At 58.3% G+C, this 26,325-nt stretch carries 26 protein-coding genes and 1 other RNA gene; 21 read left to right on the forward strand and 6 right to left on the reverse strand.

Annotated features, from left to right (window positions below):
* Positions 1–58: 58 nt before the first annotated feature.
* Positions 59–994: a GlxA family transcriptional regulator gene (locus AACY07_RS03745; protein ID WP_219261008.1), complete on the reverse strand. Its 936-nt coding sequence runs from the start codon at positions 992–994 to the stop codon at positions 59–61.
* 325 nt (positions 995–1,319) lie between these two features.
* Positions 1,320–2,360, reverse strand: coding sequence for an NADP(H)-dependent aldo-keto reductase (locus AACY07_RS03750; protein WP_339473508.1), 1,041 nt, complete (start codon positions 2,358–2,360; stop codon positions 1,320–1,322).
* Between the two features lie 246 nt (positions 2,361–2,606).
* On the opposite strand from AACY07_RS03750, the gene rplM reads away from it, so the two are divergent.
* The 7 genes from rplM (at position 2,607) to AACY07_RS03785 (ending at position 7,514) form a co-directional block, all read left to right on the forward strand.
* Positions 2,607–3,035: a 50S ribosomal protein L13 gene (rplM, locus tag AACY07_RS03755; RefSeq protein ID WP_007917032.1), complete on the forward strand. Its 429-nt coding sequence runs from the start codon at positions 2,607–2,609 to the stop codon at positions 3,033–3,035.
* A gap of 14 nt (positions 3,036–3,049) precedes the next feature.
* Positions 3,050–3,442, forward strand: coding sequence for a 30S ribosomal protein S9 (gene rpsI / locus AACY07_RS03760; RefSeq protein WP_003216038.1), 393 nt, complete (start codon positions 3,050–3,052; stop codon positions 3,440–3,442).
* Positions 3,443–3,695: 253 nt separating this feature from the next.
* A complete protein-coding gene (gene petA / locus AACY07_RS03765) occupies positions 3,696–4,289 on the forward strand; it encodes a ubiquinol-cytochrome c reductase iron-sulfur subunit (RefSeq protein ID WP_019823829.1) in 594 nt (197 codons plus the stop codon).
* Positions 4,289–5,500 (forward strand): cytochrome b, encoded by a 1,212-nt coding sequence (locus tag AACY07_RS03770; RefSeq protein ID WP_019823828.1) that lies wholly within the window; start codon positions 4,289–4,291, stop codon positions 5,498–5,500. The genes petA and AACY07_RS03770 overlap by 1 nt, the downstream gene beginning before the upstream one ends.
* Positions 5,500–6,279, forward strand: a complete 780-nt coding sequence (locus AACY07_RS03775; protein ID WP_019823826.1) for a cytochrome c1 — start codon at positions 5,500–5,502, stop codon at positions 6,277–6,279. Before AACY07_RS03770 ends, AACY07_RS03775 begins: the two co-directional genes overlap by 1 nt.
* Before the next feature lie 186 nt (positions 6,280–6,465).
* Positions 6,466–7,083, forward strand: coding sequence for a glutathione S-transferase N-terminal domain-containing protein (locus AACY07_RS03780; RefSeq protein WP_016779514.1), 618 nt, complete (start codon positions 6,466–6,468; stop codon positions 7,081–7,083).
* A gap of 17 nt (positions 7,084–7,100) precedes the next feature.
* Positions 7,101–7,514: a ClpXP protease specificity-enhancing factor gene (locus AACY07_RS03785; protein ID WP_133078913.1), complete on the forward strand. Its 414-nt coding sequence runs from the start codon at positions 7,101–7,103 to the stop codon at positions 7,512–7,514.
* Positions 7,515–7,568: 54 nt separating this feature from the next.
* Here the strand turns inward: AACY07_RS03785 and AACY07_RS03790 are convergent, their stop codons facing one another.
* The 4 genes from AACY07_RS03790 to AACY07_RS03805 form a co-directional block, all read right to left on the reverse strand.
* The gene (locus AACY07_RS03790; RefSeq protein WP_133078914.1) at positions 7,569–8,150 is read right to left on the reverse strand and encodes a BON domain-containing protein; all 582 of its coding nucleotides are present in this window, start codon (positions 8,148–8,150) and stop codon (positions 7,569–7,571) included.
* Positions 8,147–8,740, reverse strand: coding sequence for a phosphoheptose isomerase (locus AACY07_RS03795; RefSeq protein WP_019408589.1), 594 nt, complete (start codon positions 8,738–8,740; stop codon positions 8,147–8,149). Before AACY07_RS03795 ends, AACY07_RS03790 begins: the two co-directional genes overlap by 4 nt.
* A 135-nt stretch (positions 8,741–8,875) precedes the next feature.
* A complete protein-coding gene (locus AACY07_RS03800; RefSeq protein ID WP_133078944.1) occupies positions 8,876–9,241 on the reverse strand; it encodes a YraN family protein in 366 nt (121 codons plus the stop codon).
* Complete coding sequence (locus AACY07_RS03805; RefSeq protein ID WP_339473509.1) at positions 9,241–11,013, reverse strand: penicillin-binding protein activator; 1,773 nt, start codon at positions 11,011–11,013, stop codon at positions 9,241–9,243. Before AACY07_RS03805 ends, AACY07_RS03800 begins: the two co-directional genes overlap by 1 nt.
* Before the next feature lie 208 nt (positions 11,014–11,221).
* On the opposite strand from AACY07_RS03805, the gene rsmI reads away from it, so the two are divergent.
* From rsmI to AACY07_RS03875, 14 genes are all read left to right on the forward strand, one after another.
* Entirely contained in the window at positions 11,222–12,103 is an 882-nt protein-coding gene (gene rsmI / locus AACY07_RS03810) for a 16S rRNA (cytidine(1402)-2'-O)-methyltransferase (RefSeq protein ID WP_445261354.1), read from the forward strand.
* 140 nt (positions 12,104–12,243) lie between these two features.
* Positions 12,244–12,597, forward strand: an RNA gene (gene rnpB / locus AACY07_RS03815) — RNase P RNA component class A.
* Between the two features lie 357 nt (positions 12,598–12,954).
* Entirely contained in the window at positions 12,955–13,410 is a 456-nt protein-coding gene (mraZ, locus tag AACY07_RS03820) for a division/cell wall cluster transcriptional repressor MraZ (RefSeq protein ID WP_019408593.1), read from the forward strand.
* Positions 13,407–14,354 (forward strand): 16S rRNA (cytosine(1402)-N(4))-methyltransferase RsmH, encoded by a 948-nt coding sequence (gene rsmH, locus AACY07_RS03825; RefSeq protein WP_445261348.1) that lies wholly within the window; start codon positions 13,407–13,409, stop codon positions 14,352–14,354. The genes mraZ and rsmH overlap by 4 nt, the downstream gene beginning before the upstream one ends.
* Positions 14,351–14,644: a cell division protein FtsL gene (gene ftsL / locus AACY07_RS03830; RefSeq protein WP_133078916.1), complete on the forward strand. Its 294-nt coding sequence runs from the start codon at positions 14,351–14,353 to the stop codon at positions 14,642–14,644. The genes rsmH and ftsL overlap by 4 nt, the downstream gene beginning before the upstream one ends.
* The gene (locus tag AACY07_RS03835; protein WP_133078917.1) at positions 14,641–16,389 is read left to right on the forward strand and encodes a peptidoglycan D,D-transpeptidase FtsI family protein; all 1,749 of its coding nucleotides are present in this window, start codon (positions 14,641–14,643) and stop codon (positions 16,387–16,389) included. Before ftsL ends, AACY07_RS03835 begins: the two co-directional genes overlap by 4 nt.
* Complete coding sequence (locus AACY07_RS03840) at positions 16,389–17,852, forward strand: UDP-N-acetylmuramoyl-L-alanyl-D-glutamate--2,6-diaminopimelate ligase (RefSeq protein ID WP_339473511.1); 1,464 nt, start codon at positions 16,389–16,391, stop codon at positions 17,850–17,852. Before AACY07_RS03835 ends, AACY07_RS03840 begins: the two co-directional genes overlap by 1 nt.
* Positions 17,845–19,212: a UDP-N-acetylmuramoyl-tripeptide--D-alanyl-D-alanine ligase gene (locus tag AACY07_RS03845; RefSeq protein WP_339473513.1), complete on the forward strand. Its 1,368-nt coding sequence runs from the start codon at positions 17,845–17,847 to the stop codon at positions 19,210–19,212. The genes AACY07_RS03840 and AACY07_RS03845 overlap by 8 nt, the downstream gene beginning before the upstream one ends.
* On the forward strand, positions 19,212–20,294 hold the full coding sequence (gene mraY / locus AACY07_RS03850) for a phospho-N-acetylmuramoyl-pentapeptide-transferase (RefSeq protein ID WP_133078920.1): 1,083 nt from the start codon (positions 19,212–19,214) through the stop codon (positions 20,292–20,294). Before AACY07_RS03845 ends, mraY begins: the two co-directional genes overlap by 1 nt.
* A gap of 5 nt (positions 20,295–20,299) precedes the next feature.
* Positions 20,300–21,646 (forward strand): UDP-N-acetylmuramoyl-L-alanine--D-glutamate ligase, encoded by a 1,347-nt coding sequence (gene murD / locus AACY07_RS03855; protein WP_339473515.1) that lies wholly within the window; start codon positions 20,300–20,302, stop codon positions 21,644–21,646.
* Positions 21,643–22,857, forward strand: a complete 1,215-nt coding sequence (gene ftsW / locus AACY07_RS03860; RefSeq protein ID WP_405046739.1) for a putative lipid II flippase FtsW — start codon at positions 21,643–21,645, stop codon at positions 22,855–22,857. The genes murD and ftsW overlap by 4 nt, the downstream gene beginning before the upstream one ends.
* Entirely contained in the window at positions 22,847–23,917 is a 1,071-nt protein-coding gene (gene murG / locus AACY07_RS03865; protein WP_326398461.1) for an undecaprenyldiphospho-muramoylpentapeptide beta-N-acetylglucosaminyltransferase, read from the forward strand. Before ftsW ends, murG begins: the two co-directional genes overlap by 11 nt.
* Entirely contained in the window at positions 23,910–25,370 is a 1,461-nt protein-coding gene (murC, locus tag AACY07_RS03870) for a UDP-N-acetylmuramate--L-alanine ligase (protein WP_326398460.1), read from the forward strand. Before murG ends, murC begins: the two co-directional genes overlap by 8 nt.
* The gene (locus AACY07_RS03875) at positions 25,367–26,323 is read left to right on the forward strand and encodes a D-alanine--D-alanine ligase (protein ID WP_133078925.1); all 957 of its coding nucleotides are present in this window, start codon (positions 25,367–25,369) and stop codon (positions 26,321–26,323) included. Before murC ends, AACY07_RS03875 begins: the two co-directional genes overlap by 4 nt.
* Positions 26,324–26,325 lie beyond the last annotated feature (2 nt).

The following is a 26,325-nucleotide window of genomic DNA, read 5'->3' on the forward strand; positions in this document are numbered from 1 at the left end:
CTCTCCAGAACCCGGAAGGCGTCTTCAGCATCGGGCTATCAAGCCCGTCACCTGGAATTCAAGCCACCTGTTTTACGCCCGCCTGCAAGAACTGCTGCCGATATTGGTTCGGTGACAACTCAGTGTGCTGGCGAAACAGTCGGGCAAAGAAACTCGCGTCGTCATAGCCCACGTCGTAGCTGATGGTCTTGATGCTTTTGCGCGAGGCCGAAAGCAGTCCCTTGGCCGTTTCTATGCGCAGGCGCTGCAGGTAGTGCAGGGGTTTGTCACCCGTGGCCAGCTGAAAGCGGCGCATGAAGTTGCGGATGCTCATGCCATGATCGCGAGCGACGTCTTCAAAGCGAAACTTGTCGGCAAAGTGGTCTTCGAGCCATTGCTGGATTTGCAGAATGATCACGTCCTGGTGCAGCTTCTGGCCGCCAAAGCCAATGCGCCCGGGGGTGTAGTTGCGCTGCACCTCGTAAAGAATGTCGCGGGCCACGGCCTGGGCAATGTTGGCACCGCAGAAACGTTCGATCATGTAGATGTAGAGGTCGCAGGCAGAGGTCGGCCCGCCGGCGCAGTAGAGATTGTCTGCGTCAGTGAGGTGCTTGTCCTGATTGAGGTGAACCTCAGGGTAGCGCTGGGCAAACGTGTCGAAAAAGCGCCAGTACGTGGTTGCTTCCTTGCCATCCAGAAGCCCGGCCTCTGCGAGCCAGAATACCCCGGTGGCCTCTGCGCACAGGACTGCGCCGCGAGCATGCTGCTCGCGCAGCCACGGCAGGACTTGCGGGTAGCGCTGGCAGATTGTGTCGAAGTCTTCCCCGAAAGCCGGGAGGATGATGATGTCGGAGTCCTCCAGGCCGCCATCGACGGGGAGCACTACATTGCTGAAGCTGACTGCGGGTTTGCCGTCGGGGCTCACCAGCCGCGTCTCGAAGGTGGGGGTAAGGCCGCGGCCCAATTGCTTGCCATGACGCAGGCTGGCGAGATGAAAAAAGTCCTTGGCATGCATCAGGGTCGAGGCGAATACCCGATCGATGGCCAGGATGCTGACGCGCCGCAAGGGCGTTGAGAGTTGATTAGACATAGACATATTTTGATTATTCTTATAGGTGAAATTGGTCAACTTACGGCTGGATCGTCTTATTTTTTTTCCTGTGTGTCTAGGGGGAGGTTGCGCCGCCCCTGTAGCAGCTGCCGCAGGCTGCGTCCGGCAGCGTAGCCGTCGTAAGGTCGGAGGTTGCGCACTGACAGTTAGTCGGCGCTCTCAGGTTTACGATTGCTTCGCAATCGGACGTCGCCTTCGGCAACTGCTACGAAAACGGTTTACAGCAGGATCAAGGCGCCGGGTTTGGCTGGTCCTTGTGAATCGCTTCGATGCCCGCCAGCACCTCATCCGACAATTTCAGGTCGTGGCTGGCGATGTTGCTTCGCAACTGCTCCATCGTCGTCGCCCCAATGATGTTGCTGGTAACGAACGGTTGTTGGGTGACATAGGCCAGTGCCATTTGTGCCGGATCCAGGCCGTGTTCGCGGGCCAGAGCCACGTAGCGCTCACTGGCAGCCACCGCTTGCGGGTTTGAATAGCGCGAGAAGCGACTGTAGAGGCTCAGGCGACCTTTTGGCGGTTGGGCGCCGCCACTGTACTTGCCCGACAGCATGCCGAACGCCAGGGGCGAGTAGGCAAGCAGGCCGCACTGTTCGCGAATGGCAATTTCCGCCAGGCCCACTTCAAAGCTGCGGTTGAGCAGGTTGTAGGGGTTCTGGATCGATACCGCACGTGGCCAGCCACGGCTCTCGGCCAGTTGCAGGAACTTCATGGTGGCCCACGGCGTTTCGTTGGACAGGCCTATGTGGCGGATCTTGCCGGCCTTGACCTGCTCGTCCAGCGCCTGGAGGGTGTCCTCCAGCGGCGTGAAATCCTCGTCGGCGTTGTGCTTGTAGCCAAGCTGGCCGAAAAAGTTGGTGCTGCGCTCGGGCCAGTGCAGCTGGTAGAGGTCGATCCAGTCGGTTTGCAGGCGTTTGAGGCTGGCGTCCAGGGCTTGCACGATGTGGGTGCGGTTGTGCTTGAGGTTGCCGTCGCGGATGTAGTCGATACCGTTGCCGGGACCGGCGATCTTGCTCGCCAGCACCCAGTCGGCGCGATCCCCGCGTTCCTTGAACCAGTTGCCGATGTAGCGCTCGGTGCTGGCGTAGGTTTCGGCCTTTGGCGGCACCGGATACATCTCGGCGGTGTCGATGAAGTTGATGCCGGCATTTTTTGCGTATTCGATTTGCTCGAAGGCTTCAGCTTGGGTGTTCTGCTCGCCCCAGGTCATGGTTCCGAGGGCGATTTCGCTTACTTTCAGATCGGTTCGGCCTAGCTTGCGGTAGTCCATCGGGTGCTCCTTCGGGTAAACAAACATAAAAGCAGGTTGTAATTTTTTGCGCAATCTGGATAATTGCCGACCTCTTTCTGCAGTGGAAGTGATGCGCCGCCTGCCGAAGAATCTTGCCGTTGAACGGACGCGCTGACCCGAGCCCCCGATAGCGTCTGTATCCGGCTGCCTTTGACTTGTCAAAGTACGCACTATTCAGTAAGATCTGCCGTCTAATTTACAGGGCGGCCCCTGAGGCTATAAAGAATGAAAACTTTTACTGCTAAACCAGAAACAGTAAAGCGCGACTGGTTTGTCGTCGACGCTGCTGGTCAGACCCTGGGTCGTCTGGCCACCGAGATCGCGAGCCGTCTGCGTGGCAAGCACAAGCCGGAATACACTCCGCACGTTGACACCGGTGACTACATCGTTGTTATCAATGCTGAGCAGATCCGTGTCACTGGTGCTAAAACCACTGACAAAATGTACTACTCTCACTCCGGTTTCCCGGGCGGGATTAAGTCGATCAACTTCGAAAAGCTGATCGCCAAAGCTCCTGAGCGCGTGATCGAGACCGCGGTTAAAGGCATGCTGCCTAAAAACCCACTGGGTCGCGACATGTACCGTAAGCTGAAAGTCTATGCGGGCGCTGCTCACCCTCATACTGCTCAGCAGCCCCAAGAACTGAAGTTTTAACGGAATAGTTCATTATGTCGGCGACTCAAAACTACGGCACTGGCCGTCGTAAAACCGCAACTGCACGCGTTTTCCTGCGTCCAGGTACCGGTAACATCTCGATCAACAACCGCACTCTGGAGAATTTCTTCGGTCGCGAAACTGCCCGCATGGTAGTTCGTCAGCCGTTGGAACTGACTGAGACTGTCGAGAAATTCGACATCTACGTCACCGTGATCGGTGGTGGTGTAAGTGGTCAAGCTGGCGCAATCCGCCACGGTATCACTCGCGCACTGATGCAGTACGACGAAACCCTGCGTGGCGCTCTGCGCAAAGCTGGCTTCGTAACTCGCGATGCTCGTGAAGTTGAACGTAAGAAAGTCGGTCTGCGTAAAGCGCGTAAGCGTCCGCAGTACTCGAAGCGTTAATTCGCAGCTTCGTTCAAAAAAGCCCAGTCTCCTTCGGAGCTGGGCTTTTTTTATGGGTGATGAATTATTGGTGTGACAACTTGCCACATCCAGCAAACGCCTATACTACAAGGCTTGTAGCCGCCCGAGAGCGGTAATTACCTTGTCAGAGTAGGGGCTTTTCATTACCATTCTGCAAAATTTTTATAAGTTCAGATGCAAATTTAGTAGATGCCTGATTTAACAGGCCACAAAGCTGATGGGAGAGGACTGAATGAGCAATGACGGCGTAAATGTCGGCCGGCGTCGCTTCCTCGTAGCAGCCACATCCGTGGTGGGTGCTGCAGGAGCGGTGGGGGCGGCGGTCCCGTTCGTGGGGTCGTGGTTTCCCAGTGCCAAGGCGAAAGCCGCTGGCGCACCGGTGAAAGTGAATATTGCAAAGGTCGAGCCAGGTCAGCAAATGATTGCTGAATGGCGTGGTCAGCCAGTATTCATCGTACGTCGCACCGAGGAAATCCTGGCAAATCTGAAGAAGATTGAAGGGCAGCTTGCTGACCCTGATTCCAAGCAATCTGATCAGCCTGCTTATGTGAATCCGGAGTTGCGGTCGATCAAACCAGAAATTCTGTTGTTGATCGGTATTTGCACCCACTTGGGTTGCTCGCCTACGTTCCGTCCTGAGGTCGCGCCTGTTGATCTTGGCAAGGATTGGGTAGGTGGATATTTCTGCCCTTGTCATGGTTCGCACTATGATCTGGCCGGCCGCGTTTACAAGTCGCAGCCAGCCCCGCTGAACCTGCCAGTACCGCCCTACTATTATGAGTCGGACAACATTGTTGTCGTTGGCCTCGATGGGGAGAACGCGTAATGAGCAAGTTCATGGATTGGGTAGATGCCCGCTTCCCTGCCACCAAGATGTGGGAAGACCACCTCAGCAAGTATTACGCCCCGAAGAACTTCAACTTCTTCTATTTCTTTGGCTCCCTCGCATTGCTCGTTCTGGTTAACCAGATCGTGACCGGCGTGTGGCTGACCATGAGTTACACGCCGTCGGCAGAAGAAGCCTTTGCTTCTGTCGAATACATCATGCGTGACGTCGAATACGGCTCCATCTTGCGTTATTTGCACTCAACAGGTGCATCGGCGTTCTTTGTTGTCGTCTATCTGCACATGTTCCGCGGCTTGCTCTACGGCTCGTATCAGAAGCCCCGTGAGCTGGTGTGGTTGTTCGGCATGATGATTTACCTGGCCCTGATGGCAGAAGCCTTCATGGGTTATTTGTTGCCTTGGGGTCAAATGTCCTACTGGGGCGCCCAGGTGATCATTTCGCTGTTTGGTGCGATTCCGGTTATCGGTAACGACCTGACCCAGTGGATTCGTGGTGACTACCTGATCTCCGGGATTACCCTGAACCGCTTCTTCGCCTTGCACGTAGTCGCATTGCCGATCGTGATTCTGGGTCTGGTGGTGCTGCACATTCTGGCGTTGCACGAAGTAGGGTCCAACAACCCGGACGGTGTGGACATCAAGAAGCACAAAGACGAAAACGGCATACCGCTGGACGGCATTCCCTTCCATCCGTACTACACCGTGAAAGATATCGTCGGCGTCGTGGTGTTCCTGTTTATCTTCTGCTCGATTGTGTTCTTCTTCCCGGAAATGGGTGGTTACTTCCTGGAAAAACCGAACTTTGAACAGGCTAACGCCTTTAAAACGCCGGAGCACATTGCCCCTGTCTGGTACTTCACACCGTTCTACGCGATCTTGCGTGCAATTCCGGACAAGCTGCTTGGCGTGATTGCCATGGGTGCCGCGATTGCAATGCTGTTCGTGTTGCCGTGGCTTGACCGCAGCCCTGTTAAATCCATGCGCTACAAGGGCTGGATGAGCAAGGTGTGGCTGTGGGTGTTCTGCATCTCCTTCGTGATTCTGGGTGTGCTGGGTGTATTGGCACCGACCCCGGGCCGCACGCTGCTGTCGCAGGTGTGTACGTTCCTGTACTTCGCCTACTTCATTCTGATGCCGTTCTACACCAGGCTTGAGAAGACCAAACCGGTTCCGGAAAGGGTGACTGGCTGATGAAAAAGCTATTTGCTGTATTGATGCTCGCAGTTATGCCTGTGTTCTCCTTTGCGGCTGAACAAGGTGTGCAGCTCGACAAGGTCGACATCGATGTTTCTGACAAGGCTGCCATGCAGGATGGCGCGCGCACGTTCGCCAACTACTGCATGGGCTGTCACAGTGCCAAGTTCCAGCGTTACGAGCGCGTGGCGGACGACCTGGGGATTCCCCATGACGTCATGCTCGACAATCTGGTGTTCACCGGTGCCAAGATTGGCGACCACATGAACATCGGCATGCAGCCTGCTGATGCCAAGGCCTGGTTCGGTGCTGCACCGCCAGACCTGACGCTGGTAGCCCGTGTTCGTGGTACTGACTGGCTGTACAGCTACCTGCGCGCCTTCTACGAAGACCCGTCTCGCCCTTGGGGTGTGAACAACAAGGTCTTCCCGAACGTGGGTATGCCTAACGTTCTGGCGCCGCTGCAAGGCCGTCAGGTTGTGGGTTGCAAGCAAGTACAGATCGTCGAAGACGGCAAGAAGCAGTATGATCCGCTCACCGGCACACCTTTGACGCATGAAGCGTGCGACCAACTGACAGTGCTGCCAAAAACCGGCGCACTGACTGAAGAGCAGTTCGATGAGAAGATCAAGAACCTTGTGACCTTCCTGGCCTACTCGGCCAACCCGGTGAAGCTGGAGCATCAGCGCATCGGTACTTACGTGCTGATCTACCTGGCCTTCCTCTTTGTATTCGCTTATCTGCTCAAGCGCGAATACTGGAAGGATGTGCACTGATATAGTTACACGCAATGCTGTTAATCGTGCGCGCCCGAGGGTGTCTCTGAAAAGGTAACAGTGCAGGACGGGTGGCAAGCGGGGTCCAACGACCCGGCTTGCCCAGGTTCTGCGGTTATCAGAGGCGTTCCTTGGGCGCGTTCGTTTTTCCGCTCCCGATAATTTCAACAAGCGAGGAGGACCGCCATGGGCGTGACCAATCGGTTGGCCTGTTACTCCGACCCCGCCGACCACTATTCCCATCGAGTACGCATTGTGCTCGCAGAGAAAGGTGTCAGCGCCGAGATCATCAGTGTGGAGGCGGGCCGTCAGCCGCCGAAGCTGATCGAAGTGAACCCTTACGGCAGCCTGCCAACCCTGGTCGATCGTGACCTGGCGTTGTGGGAGTCGACTGTGGTGATGGAATATCTGGATGAGCGTTACCCGCATCCGCCGCTGTTGCCGGTTTATCCGGTGGCTCGGGCCAATAGCCGTCTGCTGATTCATCGTATTCAGCGTGACTGGTGTGCGTTGGTTGATTTGATCCTTGATTCACGGACCAAGGAGCCTGCGCGTGTACAGGCCCGCAAGGAATTGCGCGAGAGCTTGACGGGTGTTTCTGCATTGTTTGCCGACAAACCTTTTTTCCTCAGTGATGAGCAAAGTCTGGTCGACTGCTGCCTATTGCCGATACTCTGGCGCTTGCCTGTTTTGGGTATTGAATTGCCGCGGCCAGCCAAGCCGCTGCTCGACTATATGGAGCGCCAATTTGCGCGTGAGGCTTTCCAGGCGAGTTTGTCTGGTGTCGAACGCGACATGCGCTAAGGCTTTAGGAGCCCTCGATGAATTCAAGTCGACCTTATCTGGTGCGTGCGCTCTATGAGTGGATCGTTGATAACGACTGCACTCCGCACATGCTGGTTAACTCTGACTACCCGAAGGTGCAAGTGCCTGCGGGTTTTGCCAGTGACGGGCAGATTGTCCTGAATGTTTCGCCAACCGCCGTGCGTCAATTGCACATGGACAACGAAGCAGTAAGCTTTGAAGGGCGTTTTGGTGGTGTACCTCACACGTTGTACGTGCCTATTGCAGCAATCCTGGGCGTTTACGCCCGCGAGAACGGCCAGGGCATGGTGTTCGACCTGGAAGAGTCTCTTGAGGCTGATGACGAGGTTGAGCCGGATGACGATGGGCCACCGCCAGGCACCGAGCCTCCGCGTCCTACGGGCCGGCCAAGCCTGAAAGTGGTGAAGTGATAAAAAAGGCGACCTGAGAAGGTCGCCTTTTTTGTGTCTGGCAGTTGGGAGCTGTCAGTCGATGTACTCGAACAGTTTGACGATTTTCTGCACCCCGGAAACCCCTTGCACCAGGCTGGTGGCGCGGGCGGCTTCCTGCTTGGTCACGAGGCCGAGCATGTAGACGATGCCGTTTTCCGTGACGATTTTGATCCGTGAACCAGGAATCGCGTTGTCGGTCAGCATCTGGGTCTTGATCTTGGTGGTCAGCCAGGCGTCGTTGTTGCGCGCAAGGATCGATGACGGTGCCATGACTTGCAGTTCGTTGTTGACCTTCTTCACGCGTTGAACGGCGGCGGCAGCTTGTTCGGCCTGGGCCTTGAGGTCTGCGCGCGGGGTCTGGCCGGCCAGCAGCACGATGCCGTTGTAGCTGGTGACAACGATATGCGAGCCGGTATCCAGGTCCGGGTTGGCCTTGGCCACGTTCACGGCGACTTTGGTTTCAATAAGGGAGTCATCGATTTTGCTGCCAAAGGTGCGGGTGCCGCGATCATCCTCAATGGGCTTGTCGCGGGTGGCGGTCAGTACCGAACTGCAACCGGCGGTCAGACCAAGACACAGGGTCAGGGCTATCAGGCCAAGGCGATTAAAAGTCATTCTTCACTCCCGAACAGTTGGCTGTCGATCAGATCGCACAAGCAGTGGATCGCCAGCAGGTGGACTTCTTGAATTCGTGCTGTGACATTGGAAGGTACGCGAATTTCCACGTCCTCGGGCAGCAGCAGTGAGGCCATGCCGCCGCCATCACGGCCAGTCATTGCGACGACGATCATCTCGCGATCGTGGGCGGCTTGAATGGCCTGGATGATATTGGCCGAGTTGCCGCTGGTGGAAATGGCCAGCAGCACATCGCCAGGTTGGCCGAGTGCGCGGATCTGCTTGGAGAAAATCTCGTTGAAGCTGTAATCGTTGGCGATCGAGGTGATCGTCGACGAGTCGGTGGTCAGTGCAATGGCCGGCAGGCTCGGGCGCTCTCGCTCGAAGCGGTTGAGCAGTTCGGACGAAAAGTGCTGGGCGTCACCTGCCGACCCGCCATTGCCGCACGAAAGCATTTTGCCCTCATTGAGCAGGGCATTGACCATGACCTGGCTGGCTTGCTCGATGTGGGGGGCAAGCACTTCCATCGCCTGCTGCTTGGTGTCGATGCTGGCTTGGAAAAGCTGGCGAATACGGGATTGCATGTCCATCTATGTGACCTTAAGTAGGGCGGCTGGTCGGGCGTGATCCAGGTGTTCCTGAGTGACTTCCCGGCACAAGAATGTGCAGCCAGCAAAGCAAAGCAAAATCGTTTAAAAAAGGGTGCTGGAATCGGTCTGGCAGCGTTATTGGCTGTCAAAGGCATTCCGTAGCCAGTTCAATTGGGGTGTTGCGCTGTCCATTGTCACCACGTCAAACCGGCACGGGTGATCGGCCCAGCGTGCTTGGCGCTGCAAAAAATGCTGGGCGGCAAGTATCAGCTTTTGACGCTTGCGTGCGTCAATGCTGGCCAGTGCGCCACCCCATTGCGCGTGTTGTCGGTAACGAACCTCGACGAATACTACTGTATCGCCGTCAAGCATGACCAGATCCAGCTCGCCGCGCTTGCATGACCAGTTTTGCGCCAGCAGGCGCAAACCCTGTTGCTCAAGATGCCGTAGCGCCATGCGCTCGGCATCCTTGCCAATGTCTTGGCTTGAGCGCTCGGGCATCAGTTTGGGGTAGCAGGCAGGCGTTGAGGCTGGCCATTGACGAACTCGGCCCACGGCAGCTGACGCTCGACACGCTGTGCCGGGCTCATGCTCAGGCTGCCGGACAAGCCGTCAATCCGGGTGTCGGGCAGTGCTTTCAACTGACCCAGGCTCGGTGCCAGGCGATAGGCGTCGATGCCCATCGCGTACAGGCGCCCCAGGCTACCGCTCGCTTGTGGCCATTGTGCGGTGACTTGTTGGCGCAGCGGGTTGGTAGGATCGAGCAACCAGGGTGTTTCACAAAAACGGATGCCGTTCATGTCGTTGTACTGGTTCTGGTCGCCACTGGCGCTGAATACGTGGGAAGTCGCGTAAACCGGGAGATCACCGGCGTACTGGTAGTTCAGGGTCGGCTTGATCTGCTGTGCCTGCTGAGGGGTCGCGGCCAGGAAGATGAACTCCATGTCCTGGCGGCGCGTCGGTTGTGCAGAGCCGCCGCCTTTGCGCAATTGCACCAGGTCTGCGACTTGCTGGGCCAGTGCTACGGGCTTGTCGATGTGTTCCGTGCCGACAATGGTGCCGCCGTGTGCTTCCCACTCCTGGCGGAATGCCTTGAGCACCCGGTCGCCCCATTCGCCGACTGGCACCATGGCGCCAGCACGGGTCAGGCCGTCGGCGCGTGCGCGTCGTGCCACTTCGCGGGCTTCATCTTCCGCTGCCAGACCAAACTGGAACAGTTGCGCCGGGCCTTGAGCGCCCTCGTTATAGTTCAGGGCCAGCGTCGTGATCGGTAATTGCGGGCGAGCACTGAGTTGTTTGACCAGGTTTTTTTCCAGTGGTCCAACGACCAGTTGCACGCCGTCGGCTTGTGCCTGGCGATAGAACTCGTCCAGGGACGTCAGGCGCGAGCTGTTGTAGAACTGAATGCTTGGCGGGTTTTGCCCTGCTTGCTGGGCCTGATAGTGCGCAGCCATAAAGCCGTCGCGCAGTGCTTTGCTCACGGAGGCCAACTGGCCGTCCTGCGGCAGTAGCAAGGCAATTTTGGTCAGGGGTTGGCTGGCCAGTTCCTTGAGCTTGATCAGGGGTGCTGGCAACTGGATGGCGGCAGGGTGAGCTGGATTCTGCGCGCGCCACTGATCAATGGCGTTCTGCTGATCCTGCAGGGTGCCCGCGCTCTTGACGGCCAGGGCCAGGGACATCCAGCCACCCAACACGTCGTTGTTTTGTGCGTGCAACTGATCGACCGGCAAGGCGGCCACCAGTGCCCAAATGGCTTCATTGTTGCTATTGGCAGCGTCGCCGGTCAGGTTTGGGCTCATTGCTGTACGTTCGCGTGCGGCCGCCAGCGTTTGGCCGTCAGCTTCGAGGGCAAGGGCATGGACGGTATGCGTGCGCACCTGCAGGTCGGCTGGCAGCTGGCCCAGGATCGACAGGCTTGGGTGGTTCAAGGCGGCCAGCGCTGACTTGTGGTCATTGCGGCTCATCGCCAGCTCGGCTGCCAGCGTGCTGGCAAACACTTGCTGGGCAGGCTTGAGTTGATCCATTGGCACCAGAGCCAAAATTTGCGCTGCACGCGCAGTATTCTGCTGGCGCTGGGCGAGGTCGGCTGCCGAAAGGCGCAACAGGGCGGCCTTTTCCGGATTGGTGGTTTCGGATGCCTGCTGGAGCAACTGCTCGAGACTGGCGTCCGGGGTCCGTGGAAGTTCGCCAAGGCTGGACGAGGGCGAGCTGGCGCAAGCCGCCAACAGGGCAGCGAGGCAGAGGGCAGTGAACAGCCGCAGGCAAGCGATCATGTAGTGTTCCTGATACTCGATCAAATGAGTGGGGAAGTGTACCCAAGCACTGGCCGGGGCGCGATGTTAGAGGCAATAAAGCCTGAATTTAGATGTGATCTGTACGTTGTGCAGGTGAAAGTTTGCCTGCATGGCGTTCTGCGGCCTGCAGGGTGGGTGCGTTCAAGAGGGCTCTACGCGCTACAATGGCGCCTTTAACTCTTATGAGGTGTGCGTTTTGACTGCTCCAGGTGATTTGAATTCCGTTCTTGGCTCACTTTATGTGGTGGCCACGCCCATCGGTAACCTGGACGACATCAGTGCGCGTGCGCTCAAGGTATTGCGTGACGTGTCATTGATTGCGGCCGAAGACACGCGCCACTCCCTGCGCCTGCTGCAGCATTTTGGTATTTCAACGCCGCTGGGTGCCTGTCACGAGCACAACGAACGTGATGAGGGCAGTCGCTTTATCCAGCGTTTGCTGGCCGGTGAGGATGTTGCACTGATTTCTGATGCGGGTACGCCGCTGATCTCCGACCCGGGTTATCACCTGGTGCGTCAGGCGCGAGCGGCGGGGGTCAAGGTTGTGCCTGTACCGGGTGCCTGCGCCTTGATCGCGGCCCTGTCTGCGGCAGGGCTGCCTTCTGATCGCTTTATTTTCGAAGGGTTCCTGCCTGCCAAGGCTGTTGGACGTCGTTCGCGTCTGGAGTTGCTGAAGGACGAACCTCGCACGCTGATCTTTTACGAAGCGCCGCACCGCATTCTTGAGTGCCTGCAAGATCTTGAGCTGGTATTCGGGCCAGAGCGCCCGGCATTGCTGGCGCGTGAGTTGACTAAAACGTTCGAAACACTCAAGGGTTTGCCCCTGTCCGAGTTGCGTGCATTTGTTGAAGGCGACACTAATCAGCAGCGCGGCGAGTGCGTAGTTCTGGTTGCCGGCTGGACTGCGCCAGAAACAGATGAAGTGGTCAGTAGCGAGGCGATGCGTATTCTCGACTTGCTGCTTAAAGAAATGCCACTCAAGCGTGCGGCTGCACTTGCCGCTGAAATAACCGGTGAACGCAAAAACGTCTTGTACCAAGTTGCACTTGAAAAGCAGAAGGCGGAGTAACAATTGATATCGAATGATGGCGTTTTGATGTCTTTGTATGTATTGCCCCGTGACTAAAGGCCGCAACTCAGGCAATTCAACCTGCCTTGCGGCGTTTAACGCTTGTTCTATACGCTCTGTACAGTTAATCTTCGCGCCGGAGAGTCGATTGGACAGTCGCTGCCCTCTATGAAAATTAGGGGGGGGAGGAAAGTCCGGGCTCCATAGGGCGAAGTGCCAGGTAATGCCTGGGAGGCGTGAGCCTACGGAAAGTGCCACAGAAAATAACCGCCTAAGCGCTTCGGCGCCGGTAAGGGTGAAAAGGTGCGGTAAGAGCGCACCGCACGACTGGCAACAGTTCGTGGCTAGGTAAACCCCACTTGGAGCAAGACCAAATAGGGTCCCAAGGCGTGGCCCGCGCTGGGACCGGGTAGGTTGCTAAAGATGTCCAGTGATGGCCATCGTAGACGAATGACTGTTCACGACAGAACCCGGCTTACAGATCGACTCTCCACCTTTTTTTCTCTTCTGCTTGCCCTGCAAGCAGATTGCTACACTCGCAATCGGTTTATCCCCCGCTATTTTTCGTAAGACAATTTTCCGACGTAATGCAGAAAAGTTCTTGCTCTTAACAAACTACTTTAAGTTTGAAGTCCAGGGCTTTGAATTTGCAGCGCGTCGCTAGTCAAAATACCTCTCCGCTTACTGTTCTACGTCTATTTACCCTCCTAAATCTCAGTTATGTAAGGCTTTTCCTGTGGGCCGCTCCTTGACGGTGTGGTGGGCGCATTCCTATAGTGTGCATAAGTGGTGGAAAGTGGCATAAAGTGGGTTTTCTAGACGTAAAACGCTAATATTTGGAGATGCGATCAGTGTTTCGCGGAGCCAACGCAATCAGTCTCGATGCAAAGGGCCGTCTCGCAATGCCGAGCCGGTACCGTGACGAGCTGATTTCGCGAAGTTCCGGACAACTGATCGTGACCATTGATGCGGTAGATCCCTGCTTATGTGTGTACCCGCTAGATGAGTGGGAATTGATTGAAACCAAGCTTCGGGCGCTGCCTTCGTTGCGTGAAGAAAACCGCCGTTTGCAACGTCTGTTGATTGGTAACGCCGTCGATCTTGAGCTCGATGGCAGTGGTCGTTTTCTGGTGCCGCCACGTTTGCGTGAATATGCCAAGTTGGATAAGCGCGCGATGTTGGTAGGCCAGCTAAACAAGTTTCAACTGTGGGACGAGGATGCTTGGGAAGCTGTTTCTGCCGCTGACCTTGCAGCCATTCAACAACCGGGCGCGATGCCTGACGAACTGCGTGATTTAATCCTGTGACTATAGATAGCGGCTTCAACCACATCACCGTACTGCTTGACGAAGCCGTAGAGGCTCTCGCCGTACGTCCTGATGGATGCTATCTGGATGGCACCTTCGGTCGCGGCGGACATAGCCGCCTGATACTCCAGAAGCTGGGCCCCGAGGGGCAATTGCTCGGGTTCGATAAAGATCCACAGGCGATTGCCACAGGGCAAGCGCTAGCGGCCGAAGACGGCCGCTTTGTTATTGTGCAGCGTAGTTTTGCTGAAATGGGATCCGAAATTGCCGATCGCGGTCTGGCCGGCAAGGTCGACGGTGTACTGCTCGACCTGGGCGTGTCTTCGCCTCAGCTTGATGATCCGGAGCGCGGTTTCAGCTTCATGAATGACGGCCCGTTGGACATGCGTATGGACCCGGACCACGGCATCAGCGCTGCCGAGTTCGTCAACACGGCATCCCAGGAAGAAATTGCCCGCGTATTCAAGGAATATGGCGAAGAGCGCTTTTCCGGTCGTATGGCTCGCGCGGTGGTAGAGCGTCGAGACATCAAGCCGTTTGAGCGCACCGGTGATCTGGCTGAAGTCTTGAAAGTGGCCAATCCGGCCTGGGAAAAGGGCAAACACCCTGCAACCCGTACCTTCCAGGGTTTGCGTATTCACGTGAACAACGAACTGGGTGACCTTGAGGCTGGCCTTGAGGCTGCATTGGAGTCCCTGGCAATCGGCGGCCGTCTGGTGGTGATCAGCTTTCACTCCCTGGAAGACCGTATCGTCAAATTGTTCATGCGCAAACTGGTCAAGGGCGAGCCTGACAACCTGCCGCGCGGCTTGCCCGTTCAGCACGTCGCTTTTGTTCCGAAAATCAAAATTCACGGCAAGGCCCAGACCGCGTCCGATGCCGAACTCAAAGCCAATCCACGTTCGCGCAGCGCTGTAATGCGCGTCGCGGAGAAGCTTCGTTGAACAAGCTCTTCGCCAAACCACTTCCCGGCGGAAGTTTTTTCATGCTGCTGCTATTTCTTGGCGTGTTGGTTTCGGCTGTGGGCGTTTCTTACAGTGCCCACTGGAACCGTCAGTTGCTCAACACCCTGTACGGGGAACTGAGTGTGCGGGACAAGGCGCAGGCAGAATGGGGGCGTTTGATTCTCGAACAAAGCACCTGGACCGCCCATAGCCGTATCGAGTCATTGGCCAGCGAACAACTGAAGATGCGCATTCCAGGCGCAGCAGAAGTTCGAATGGTGGCGCCATGATCAAACTCGAAGGCGCGCTCTACCCGTGGCGTTTTCGTGTGGTGCTGGCATTGCTGGCACTGCTGGTAGGCGCGATCGCGTGCCAGATCGTTTACCTGCAAGTGATCGACCATGACTTCCTCAAGGGGCAGGGCGATGCTCGCAGCCTGCGGCATATCCCGATTCCTGCACACCGTGGCCTGATTACCGACCGCAATGGTGAGCCGCTGGCCGTGAGTACGCCGGTGACGACCCTGTGGGCCAACGCCAAGGAAATGCAGGTTGCCAAAGACCGTTGGCCAGCCTTGGCGCACGCGCTTGGGCAAGACCCCAAAGTGCTGACGGCCCGCCTGGAGCAACAAGCCAATAAAGAATTTATCTATCTGGTTCGGGGCCTGACCCCAGAGCAGGGCCAGGTTGTGCTCGACCTCAAGGTGCCGGGTGTTTATGGCATTGAAGAGTTCCGCCGCTTTTACCCTGCCGGTGAAGTGACGGCGCACATGGTCGGCTTTACCGATATCGACGATAAAGGTCGTGAAGGCGTCGAACTGGCCTATGACGAGTGGCTGGCCGGGGTTCCGGGCAAGCGGCAAGTGATCAAGGACAGGCGCGGGCGTCTGATCAAAGACGTGCAAGTGACTAAAAACGCCAAGGCAGGTAAGACCTTGGCGTTGTCGATTGACCTGCGCCTGCAGTATCTGGCTAACCGCGAACTGCGCAATGCGCTGGTCGAGAACGGCGCCAAGGCTGGCAGCCTGGTGATCATGGATGTGAAGACCGGCGAGATTCTGGCCATGGTCAACCAGCCCACCTACAACCCCAACAACCGTCGCAACCTGCAACCGGCGATGATGCGTAACCGCGCCATGATCGACGTGTTCGAACCGGGCTCGACGGTCAAGCCGATCTCCATGAGTGCTGCGCTGGAAACCGGGCGCTGGAAGCCTACCGACAAGGTAGAGGTTTATCCGGGCACCCTGCAGTTGGGCAAGTACACCATTCGTGACGTATCCCGTTCCGAAGGTCCGGTCCTTGACCTGACCGGCATCCTGATCAACTCCAGTAACGTGGGCATGAGCAAGGTTGCCTTCGATATCGGTGGCGAAGCGATTTTCCGCCAGATGGCCAAGATGGGCCTGGGGCAAGACACCGGCCTGGGTTTCCCGGGTGAGCGTGTTGGCAACCTGCCCAACTACCGCGAGTGGCGCAAGGCTGAAACCGCGACCCTGTCTTATGGCTACGGCGTGTCCGTCACCGCTATCCAGCTGGTTCACGCGTTTTCGGCACTGGCCAACAACGGCAAGCTTGCCCCGCTGACCCTGCTCAAGACTGACAAGGACAAGCCTGTAGATGCGACTCAAGTCATGCCCGAACAAGTCGCCAAAACGGTGCAGGGCATGCTCCAGGAAGTGATCGAAAACCCTCGCGGTGTATGGCGTGCCAAGGTGCCGGCGTATCACGTTGGCGGCAAGTCGGGTACAGCGCGTAAAACATCTTCCGGCGGCGTCAAAGGCTACGCAGTGAACTCTTATCGTTCCCTGTTCGCCGGCTTCGGCCCCATGAGCGACCCGCGTTACGCGATCGTTGTAGTGATCGATGAACCGAGCAAGGCGGGCTACTTCGGTGGTCTGGTTTCCGCTCCGGTATTCAGCAAAGTCATGTCCGGCACGCTGCGTCTGATGAACGTGACCCCGGATAACCTGCCGACGGCAGCGGAGCAACAAGCAGCCGCTGCTGCGGCAGCAGCCAAAGGAGGGCGCGGCTAATGTCCCTGAGCCTGAACAAGATTTTTCCTCACGCCGGCCACGATCTGCTGATTCGTGAACTGACTCTCGACAGTCGCAATGTACGCGCAGGTGATCTGTTCCTTGCGGTACCCGGCGGCAAGCTCGATGGTCGTGAGCATATCGCTGACGCGTTGAAACGCGGCGCAGCTGCCGTTGCCTATGAAGTAGAGGGGGCAGATGTACTGCCAATCACTTCTGTTCCACTGATTCCGGTCAAAGGTCTGGCGGCTCAGCTATCTGATATCGCCGGGCGCTTTTATGGTGAGCCGAGCCGTCACCTCAATCTGGTTGGCGTGACCGGCACCAACGGTAAAACCAGCGTCACCCAGTTGGTCGCGCAAGCACTGGACCTGCTGGGCCAGCACTGCGGCATCGTCGGTACGCTGGGCACGGGCTTTTATGGCGCGCTGCAAAGCGGTCGCCACACCACGCCAGACCCTATTGCCGTACAGGCCATGTTGGCCGACCTGAAAAAGGCCGGTGCCAAGGCTGTCGCGATGGAAGTTTCCTCCCATGGCCTGGATCAGGGGCGTGTCAGCGCATTGGCGTTCGACGTTGCCGTGCTGACCAACCTGTCCCGTGATCACCTGGATTACCACGGCACAATGGAGGCTTATGCCGCTGCCAAGGCCAAGCTGTTTGCCTGGTCGGACCTGCGTTGCCGCGTACTGAACCTGGATGATGAGTTCGGTCGCCAGCTGGCCGCTGAAAAGCACGGTTCGCGCCTGATCACGTATAGCCTTGAAGACCGTAGTGCCACGCTGTATTGCCGCGATGCGACCTTCGATGACGACGGCGTTCGCGCCACCGTGGTGACGGCCCAAGGCGAGCACCTTCTGCGCAGTTCCTTGCTCGGGCGCTTCAACCTGAGCAACGTACTGGCCGCTGTAGGTGCCTTGCTGGGTCTGGATTACGCGCTGGATGAAATTCTGGCCGTGCTGCCGAAACTTGAAGGTCCGGTCGGGCGCATGCAGCGCCTGGGCGGCGGCACCAAACCGCTGGTGGTGGTCGACTACGCCCATACCCCGGATGCTCTGGAAAAAGTATTGCTGGCTCTGCGCCCACACGCCAAAGGCAAATTGCTGTGCCTGTTCGGCTGCGGCGGCGATCGCGATCGCGGCAAGCGTCCATTGATGGCGCAAGTGGTTGAGCGTCTGGCTGACGGTGTGTTGGTCACAGACGACAACCCGCGCTCAGAAGCACCCGCGCAGATCTTTGATGACATTCGTGTTGGTTTTACCGCGCCACAAAGCGTCACCTTTGTCGCTGGTCGCGGTGATGCCATTGCTCAATTGATCGCCGCTGCCAGCGCCGAAGACGTGATCGTGCTGGCCGGTAAAGGCCATGAGGACTATCAGGAAATCAACGGCGAACGCCATGATTTTTCTGACCTGGTAGAAGCCGAGAAAGCCCTGAATACCTGGGAGGCTGCCCATGCTTAAGCCTCTGTTGCTGAGTGAAGTGGCTGCTGCCCTGCAGGGGCGCCTGGTTGAAGCGGACTGCCGCTTCAATGGCGTCAGCATCGACAGTCGTGCAATTACCAAGGGGCAGCTATTTATTGCCCTGACCGGTCCACGCTTTGATGGTCACGATTATTTGAATGAAGTGGCTGCCAAGGGCGCCGTTGCCGCCCTGGTCGAGCGCGAAGTGCCTGAGTCGGCACTGCCTCAGCTGGTGGTCAAAGACACGCGAGAAGCGCTGGGTCAGTTGGGCGCGCTCAATCGTGCCGGCTTTGACAAACCGGTTGCGGCCATTACCGGCTCCAGTGGCAAGACCACCGTCAAGGAAATGCTCGCTTGCATTCTGCGTACCCGTGGTCCGGTACTGGCGACCAAAGGTAACCTGAACAACGATCTGGGTGTGCCGCTGACGCTGCTTGAACTGAGCACCGAACATACGGCTGCAGTCATTGAGCTGGGCGCTTCGCGTGTTGGCGAAATCGCCTACAGCGTGGCCTTGACCAAACCTCATGTTGCCGTGCTCAACAATGCCGGCACAGCCCATGTGGGCGAGTTTGGCGGTCCGGAAAAAATCGTTGAAGCCAAGGGCGAGATCATTGAAGGCCTGGATGCTGACGGTATGGCTGTACTGAACCTGGATGACAAGGCATTCGCCATCTGGAAGAACCGTGCAGCGGGGCGCAAAGTGCTGAGCTTTGCCCTGGAAAACCCCCAGGCCGACTTCCATGCCAGCGATCTGACCCGTGACCCACGGGGTTGCCCGGGCTTCAAGTTGCACAGTCCACTGGGTGTCGAACCGGTTCAACTCAACCTGCTGGGCAACCATAACGTGGCCAACGCATTGGCGGCCGCAGCGGCAGCCCATGCCCTGGGTGTCTCGTTGTTTGGCATCAAAACCGGCCTTGAAGCCGTGTTGCCGGTCAAAGGTCGCGCGGTTGCGCAACTGACCGCTGATGGCCTGCGAATTATTGATGACACTTACAACGCAAACCCCACCTCAATGTGCGCTGCCGTTGATATACTCGCCGCCTTTTCCGGCCGCACCGTCCTGGTGCTCGGAGATATTGGCGAACTGGGTGAGTGGGCGGAGCAAGGACATCGTGAAGTAGGCGCTTATGCCGCCGACAAAGTTTCAGCGCTCTATGCGGTGGGACCCATGATGGCTCATGCCGTCACAGCATTTGGACACCAGGCTCGTCACTTCGCCAATCAGGCTGACCTGATCAAGGCGCTTCGCGCTGAGCACGAAACAAACACCACTATTTTGATCAAGGGCTCGCGCAGCGCTGCGATGGAAAACGTCGTTGCGGCTTTGTGCGGTTCCAGCGGGGAGAAACATTAATGCTGCTGCTGCTAGCGGAGTATCTGCAACAGTTCTACAAAGGCTTCGCGGTCTTCCAGTACCTGTCCCTGCGGGGGATTTTCGGGGTGCTGACCGCGCTGACCTTGTCGCTGTGCCTGGGGCCGTGGATGATCCGCACCCTGCAAAACCGTCAGATCGGCCAATCGGTCCGTAACGACGGCCCGCAATCCCATTTGTCCAAATCCGGCACCCCGACCATGGGTGGCGCGTTGATTCTGTCTGCGATCACTGTCAGTACCCTGCTGTGGGCTGACCTGAGCAACCGTTATGTGTGGGTCGTGATGATCGTGACCCTGCTGTTCGGCGCCATTGGCTGGGTCGATGACTATCGCAAGGTCATCGAGAAAAACTCCCGGGGCCTTCCGAGCCGCTGGAAGTATTTCTGGCAGTCGGTGTTTGGCCTGGGTGCAGCGATCTTCTTGTACGTGACGGCACCAAGCGCAGTCGAAACCACCCTGATCCTGCCTATCCTCAAGGACGCCAGTATCCCGCTGGGTATCGGCTTTGTTGTACTGACCTACTTCGTGATCGTGGGGTCCAGCAACGCGGTCAACCTGACTGACGGCCTGGATGGCCTGGCGATCATGCCGACCGTGATGGTGGGCGGTGCGCTGGGTATCTTCTGCTACCTGTCGGGCAACGTGAAATTTGCCGACTACCTGCTGATCCCATATGTCCCGGGCGCCGGTGAGTTGATCGTATTCTGCGGTGCGCTGATTGGCGCCGGTCTCGGATTTCTGTGGTTCAACACCTACCCGGCACAAGTGTTCATGGGTGACGTCGGCGCACTGGCGCTGGGCGCGGCCCTGGGCACCATCGCGGTGATCGTGCGTCAGGAAATCGTGCTGTTCATCATGGGCGGTGTGTTCGTGATGGAAACCCTGTCCGTGGTGATCCAGGTAGCGTCCTTCAAGTTGACCGGCAAGCGGGTGTTCCGCATGGCGCCGATTCATCACCACTTTGAACTCAAGGGCTGGCCCGAGCCTCGCGTGATCGTCCGCTTCTGGATTATCACCGTGATCCTCGTGTTGATCGGTCTTGCCACGTTGAAGCTGAGGTAGAACCTGTGTCTCTGATCGCTTCTGACCACTTCCGCATCGTTGTCGGCCTCGGCAAGAGCGGCATGTCCCTGGTGCGCTTTCTAGCGCAGCGGGGCGTGTCGTTTGCCGTGTCAGACACGCGGGAAAATCCACCGGAGCTGGCCACGCTGCGCCGTGACTACCCGCAAGTGGAAGTGCGTTGTGGCGAACTGGATGTCGAATTCCTGTGCCGTGCCGACGAGCTTTACGTGAGCCCCGGCCTGGCACTGGCGACCCCGGCCCTGCAGGCAGCGGCGGCCCGTGGCGTGAAACTGTCGGGTGACATCGACCTGTTCGCGCGTAACGCAAAGGCGCCGATCGTTGCAATAAGCGGTTCCAACGCCAAAAGCACTGTGACCACGCTGGTTGGCGAAATGGCTGCGGCAGCCGGCAAGCGCGTGGCGGTCGGTGGCAACCTCGGCACGCCGGCCCTGGATCTTCTGAGCGATGACATCGAGCTGTACGTGATGGAGCTGTCGAGCTTCCAGCTGGAAACCACCAACCAGCTGGGCGCTGAAGTAGCCACCGTGCTCAACGTCAGCGAAGACCACATGGACCGCTACAGCGGCCTGCCTGCCTATCACCTGGCCAAACACCGGATTTTCCGTGGTGCCAGGCAAGTGGTGGTCAATCGTCAGGACGCGTTGACGCGCCCACTGATGAGTGAAGGTCAGCCGTGCTGGACCTTCGGCCTCAGTGCGCCGGATTTCAAGGCTTTTGGCCTGCGTGAAGAAAACGGCGAAAAATACCTCGCCTTTGAATTTCAGAACCTGATGCCAGTTCGCGAACTGAAGGTGCGTGGCGCTCACAACCAGGCCAATGCACTCGCGGCATTGGCACTGGGTCATGCCGTGGGCTTGCCGTTCGATGCCATGCTGGAAAGCCTGCGCAATTTCACCGGCCTTGAACACCGCTGCCAGTGGATCCGCGAGCTCGATGGCGTGAGCTACTACAACGACTCCAAAGCCACCAACGTCGGTGCAGCACTGGCTGCCATCGATGGCTTGGGCATGGACATGGACGGCAAGCTGATCCTGATCGCTGGCGGTGACGGCAAGGGTGCCGACTTCAGCGGCCTGCGTGATTCGGTCGCCAAATACTGCCGTGCCGTCGTGCTGATGGGCCGTGATGCCGACTTGATCGCAGAGGCGGTGGGCGACTCGGTGCCACAGGTGCGGGTCAGTTCGCTCGACGAAGCGATCGAGCAAAGCCGTGCGCTGGCCCAGCCTGGCGATGCGGTACTGCTGTCGCCTGCCTGCGCCAGTTTTGACATGTTCAAGAACTATGAAGAGCGCGGCCAGTTGTTTGCCCGTGCCGTGGAGGTGCTGGCATGATTTTCGGCATCCTCAAGCCTTATCCTTCGCCGCTGATCACGGGCCGTGGCATCGATCTCGACTTCCCGTTGCTGGCCGGTTGCCTGGCACTGCTGGGCCTTGGGCTGGTGATGATTACTTCGGCATCGTCCGAAGTTGCCGCCTTGCAGTCGGGCAACACGCTGTACCACATGATCCGCCACCTGTTTTACATCGTCCTCGGTCTGGGCGCGTGCATCATGACCATGATGGTGCCGATTGCGACCTGGCAACGCCTGGGCTGGTTGTTGCTGATCGGTGCGTTTGGCTTGCTGGTGATGGTGCTGATTCCAGGGATCGGGCGTGAAGTGAACGGCTCCATGCGCTGGATCGGGTTCAGCTTCTTTAACGTGCAGCCTTCCGAAATCGCCAAGGTGTTCGTGGTGATCTACCTCGCGGGCTACCTGGTGCGCCAGCAGAAGGAAGTTCGCGAGAGCTGGATGGGTTTCTTCAAGCCTTTCATTGTTTTACTGCCTATGGCTGGTCTGCTGCTCATGGAGCCGGACTTCGGTGCCACCGTTGTCATGATGGGCGCGGCGGCTGCCATGTTGTTCCTGGGTGGTGTCGGCCTGTTCCGCTTCGCCCTGATGGTGGCGCTGGCGGTGGGTGCGGTGTTTGTTCTGGTTCAGGCGCAGCCTTACCGGATGGCGCGCTTGATCACCTTCACCGACCCGTGGTCCGACCAGTTCGGTTCCGGCTACCAACTGACCCAGGCTTTGATCGCGTTCGGTCGCGGGGAGTGGCTTGGCGTCGGTTTGGGTAACAGCGTGCAAAAACAGTTCTACCTGCCTGAAGCGCACACCGACTTCGTGTTCTCGGTGCTGGCTGAAGAACTGGGCGTAGTCGGCTCGTTGCTGACCGTGGGCCTGTTTGTATTCGTCTGTGTTCGCGGCATGTACATCGGCTTGTGGGCCGAGCGCGCCAAACAGTATTTCGCGGCCTATATGGCGTATGGCTTGTCGTTCCTGTGGATCGGCCAGTTCCTGATCAATATCGGGGTAAACGTCGGTTTGCTGCCCACCAAGGGCCTGACCCTGCCATTCCTCAGTTATGGCGGCAGCTCGCTGGTGATTTGCTGTGTGTGCATGGGCTTGTTGCTGCGCATCGAGTGGGAGAGTCGAACCCACCTGGGCAGCGAAGAGACCGATTTCAAAGAAAGCGACTTCGATGAGGAGCCGACCCATGGGCGCTAATGTGCTGATCATGGCGGGCGGCACCGGCGGCCACGTGTTCCCGGCGCTGGCCTGCGCCCGCGAGTTCGAAGCTCGGGGCTACACCGTGCACTGGCTCGGTACTCCCCGTGGTATCGAGAACGAACTGGTTGAACCTGCTGGTTTCAAACTGCACCTGATCAATGTCGCGGGCTTGCGGGGCAAGAGCAAACTGTCGCTGATCAAAGCGCCCTTTGTGCTGCTCAATGCGCTGTTTCAGGCGCGCAAGATCATTCGCCAGCTCAAGCCGGTGTGTGTGCTGGGCTTTGGTGGCTACGTGACCGGACCTGGCGGTCTGGCAGCCAAAATCTGCGGTGTGCCGGTGATCATTCACGAGCAGAACGCGGTTGCCGGCACGGCCAATCGTCTGCTTGTGCCCATGACCCGTCGCGTGTGCGAAGCCTTCCCTGAAACCTTCGCGGCCTGCGACAAACTGCGTACCACCGGCAACCCGGTACGCCCTGAACTGTTCACCCTTGCGCCACGGGCCGCACTGGAAGGGCGAAAGGCGCGCCTGCTGGTGCTGGGTGGCAGCCTGGGCGCTGAACCGCTGAACAAATTGTTGCCTGAAGCCTTGGCCAAGGTGCCGGCTGACGTTCGGCCTGACGTGTTTCATCAGGCAGGCAAACAGCATGACCAGATTACAGCCGAGCGCTACACCGCGGTCGGTGTCGAGGCTGACGTGCAGCCTTTTATCAAAGACATGGCCCATGCCTATGGCTGGGCCGACCTGGTGGTTTGTCGCGCAGGCGCGCTGACCGTCAGTGAACTGGCTGCGGCCGGTCTGCCTTCGCTGCTGGTGCCTTTGCCCCACGCGATTGACGACCATCAGAGCCGTAATGCCGACTTTTTGGCACGCGAGGGCGCAGCCTTCCTGATGCCGCAAGCGACAACTGGCGCAGCCGAACTGGCTGCACGCCTGACAGAGGTTTTGATGCAACCGGAACGACTGAACAGCATGGCGGCCAATGCCCGCCGCCTGGCCAAACCTGATGCGACCCGCAACGTAGTAGATATCTGCCTGGAGGTGGCCAATGGTTGAGAATCAAAAAGCTATGCCACAACCCGAGATGCGTCGCATCCGTCGTATCCACTTTGTCGGTATCGGCGGTGTGGGCATGTGCGGCATTGCCGAGGTGTTGCTCAACCTGGGTTATGACGTGTCGGGTTCTGACTTGAATGCATCCCCTGTGACCGAGCGTCTTGAGTCGTTCGGCGCGCACATCTTTATCGGTCACCGCGCCGAAAACGCCGCCAACGCCGATGTGCTGGTGGTGTCGAGTGCCGTTAATACCTCCAACCCTGAGGTCGCGACTGCCCTGGAGCGCCGTATTCCGGTAGTGCCTCGGGCCGAGATGCTGGCTGAGCTGATGCGCTATCGCCACGGCATCGCCGTTGCCGGTACACACGGTAAAACCACCACGACCAGCCTGCTGGCTTCGGTGTTCGCGGCCGGTGGCCTGGACCCGACGTTCGTGATCGGTGGTCGCCTGAATGCAGCTGGCACCAATGCACAGCTGGGCACCAGCCGTTACCTGATTGCCGAAGCTGACGAGAGCGATGCCAGCTTCCTGCACCTGCAGCCAATGGTTGCAGTGGTCACCAACATCGACGCCGACCACATGGCGACCTATGAAGGTGACTTCAACAAGCTGAAGAAGACCTTCGTAGAGTTCCTGCACAACCTGCCGTTCTACGGTTTGGCCGTGCTGTGCCTGGACGATCCGGTGGTGCGTGAAATCCTGCCGCTGGTCAAGCGTCCGACCGTCACCTACGGCTTCAGTGAAGCGGCTGACGTGCGCGCGATCAATGTTCGCCAGCAAGGCATGCAGACGTTCTTCACTGTGCTGCGCCCGGATCGCGAGCCGCTGGACGTGTCGGTGAACATGCCGGGTAACCACAACGTACTCAATGCCCTGGCAACCATCTGCATTGCCAGCGATGAAGGCATCAGCGATGAAGCCATCGTTCAGGGCTTGTCGGGTTTTGAGGGTGTGGGTCGTCGCTTCCAGGTGTACGGCGAGCTGCCTGTTGAAGGCGGCAGCGTGATGCTGGTCGATGATTACGGTCATCACCCGACGGAAGTCGCAGCGGTCATCAAGGCCGTACGCGGTGGCTGGCCGGAGCGCCGTCTGGTGATGGTTTACCAGCCGCACCGTTTCAGCCGTACCCGTGACCTGTACGACGATTTCGTCCAGGTGCTGGCCGATGCCAACGTATTGCTGTTGATGGAAGTCTACCCGGCCGGCGAAGAGCCGATTCCGGGCGCTGACAGCCGCCAGCTGTGCCACAGCATCCGCCAGCGCGGTCAGCTGGACCCGATCTACATCGAGCGCGGCGTTGAGCTGGCGCCGATCGTCAAGCCGCTGCTGCGCGCCGGCGACATCCTGTTGTGCCAAGGGGCGGGCGATATCGGCCGTCTGGCACCGCAACTTATCAAGAGCCCGCTGTTCGCCGGTGCTGTTGTTGCTACCAGTGAAGGAAAGTTGAAATGACTGCTGCCTACGCCAACCTGTTCTCGACCATTGCCCCTGCCGATTTTGGCCGTGTGGCGGTGTTGTTCGGCGGCAAAAGCGCTGAGCGTGAAGTCTCGTTGAAATCGGGCAATGCCGTACTGGGTGCGCTGCAAAGCGCCGGTGTGGATGCCTTCGGTATCGATGTGGGCGATGACTTCATCACCCGCATCACCCACGAAAAGATCGACCGTGCGTTCATCATCCTTCACGGTCGTGGCGGTGAAGACGGCAGCATGCAAGGCCTGCTGGAGTGCCTGGGCATCCCCTACACCGGCAGTGGCATCCTCGCGTCGGCCCTGGCCATGGACAAGCTGCGTACCAAGCAGGTGTGGCACAGCCTGGGTATTCCAACGCCGCGTCACGCCGTGTTGAGCAGCGAAGCCGACTGTATTTGTGCAGCCAAGGAACTGAGCTTCCCTTTGATCGTCAAACCGGCACATGAAGGTTCAAGTATCGGTATGGCCAAGGTGAATAATGTTGACGAGTTGATCGTCGCCTGGGCTGATGCCAGCAAGTACGACTCGCAAGTGTTGGTTGAACAATGGATCTCGGGTCCTGAGTTCACCATCGCCACCCTGCGTGACCAGGTGTTGCCTCCTATTGCCCTGGGTACGCCCCACACCTTTTACGACTACGACGCCAAGTACGTGGCCAACGATACCCAGTATCGAATCCCGTGCGGCCTCGACAGTGCCAAGGAACAAGAGCTCATGGACCTCACGGCGAAAGCCTGCGAGGCGATCGGTATTGCCGGTTGGGGCCGCCTGGACGTGATGCAGGACACCGCAGGCCAGTTCTGGCTGCTGGAAGTCAACACCGCGCCGGGCATGACCGATCACAGCCTGGTGCCTATGGCGGCCAAGGCGGCGGGTCTGGATTTTCAACAGTTGGTGCTGTCGATTCTGGCGGCAAGCTTAGAGGCGCGGGGTTAAGT

The organism is Pseudomonas sp. RL_5y_Pfl2_69 (genome assembly GCF_963970465.1).
Lineage (GTDB): Bacteria > Pseudomonadota > Gammaproteobacteria > Pseudomonadales > Pseudomonadaceae > Aquipseudomonas.

Coding starts and splice junctions, on each gene's coding strand:
- murG (WP_326398461.1), top strand. CDS start 22,847: ATGGGCGCTAATGTGCTGATCATGGCGGGCGGCACCGGCGGCCACGTG.
- AACY07_RS03795 (WP_019408589.1), bottom strand. CDS start 8,740: ATGGACATGCAATCCCGTATTCGCCAGCTTTTCCAAGCCAGCATCGAC.
- AACY07_RS03835 (WP_133078917.1), top strand. CDS start 14,641: ATGATCAAACTCGAAGGCGCGCTCTACCCGTGGCGTTTTCGTGTGGTG.
- ftsW (WP_405046739.1), top strand. CDS start 21,643: ATGATTTTCGGCATCCTCAAGCCTTATCCTTCGCCGCTGATCACGGGC.
- mraY (WP_133078920.1), top strand. CDS start 19,212: ATGCTGCTGCTGCTAGCGGAGTATCTGCAACAGTTCTACAAAGGCTTC.
- AACY07_RS03770 (WP_019823828.1), top strand. CDS start 4,289: ATGAGCAAGTTCATGGATTGGGTAGATGCCCGCTTCCCTGCCACCAAG.
- AACY07_RS03875 (WP_133078925.1), top strand. CDS start 25,367: ATGACTGCTGCCTACGCCAACCTGTTCTCGACCATTGCCCCTGCCGAT.
- AACY07_RS03785 (WP_133078913.1), top strand. CDS start 7,101: ATGAATTCAAGTCGACCTTATCTGGTGCGTGCGCTCTATGAGTGGATC.
- rpsI (WP_003216038.1), top strand. CDS start 3,050: ATGTCGGCGACTCAAAACTACGGCACTGGCCGTCGTAAAACCGCAACT.
- AACY07_RS03745 (WP_219261008.1), bottom strand. CDS start 994: ATGCATGCCAAGGACTTTTTTCATCTCGCCAGCCTGCGTCATGGCAAG.
- rplM (WP_007917032.1), top strand. CDS start 2,607: ATGAAAACTTTTACTGCTAAACCAGAAACAGTAAAGCGCGACTGGTTT.
- AACY07_RS03805 (WP_339473509.1), bottom strand. CDS start 11,013: ATGATCGCTTGCCTGCGGCTGTTCACTGCCCTCTGCCTCGCTGCCCTG.
- AACY07_RS03790 (WP_133078914.1), bottom strand. CDS start 8,150: ATGACTTTTAATCGCCTTGGCCTGATAGCCCTGACCCTGTGTCTTGGT.
- AACY07_RS03840 (WP_339473511.1), top strand. CDS start 16,389: ATGTCCCTGAGCCTGAACAAGATTTTTCCTCACGCCGGCCACGATCTG.
- AACY07_RS03800 (WP_133078944.1), bottom strand. CDS start 9,241: ATGCCCGAGCGCTCAAGCCAAGACATTGGCAAGGATGCCGAGCGCATG.
- AACY07_RS03775 (WP_019823826.1), top strand. CDS start 5,500: ATGAAAAAGCTATTTGCTGTATTGATGCTCGCAGTTATGCCTGTGTTC.
- murC (WP_326398460.1), top strand. CDS start 23,910: ATGGTTGAGAATCAAAAAGCTATGCCACAACCCGAGATGCGTCGCATC.
- AACY07_RS03780 (WP_016779514.1), top strand. CDS start 6,466: ATGGGCGTGACCAATCGGTTGGCCTGTTACTCCGACCCCGCCGACCAC.
- AACY07_RS03750 (WP_339473508.1), bottom strand. CDS start 2,360: ATGGACTACCGCAAGCTAGGCCGAACCGATCTGAAAGTAAGCGAAATC.
- AACY07_RS03845 (WP_339473513.1), top strand. CDS start 17,845: ATGCTTAAGCCTCTGTTGCTGAGTGAAGTGGCTGCTGCCCTGCAGGGG.
- petA (WP_019823829.1), top strand. CDS start 3,696: ATGAGCAATGACGGCGTAAATGTCGGCCGGCGTCGCTTCCTCGTAGCA.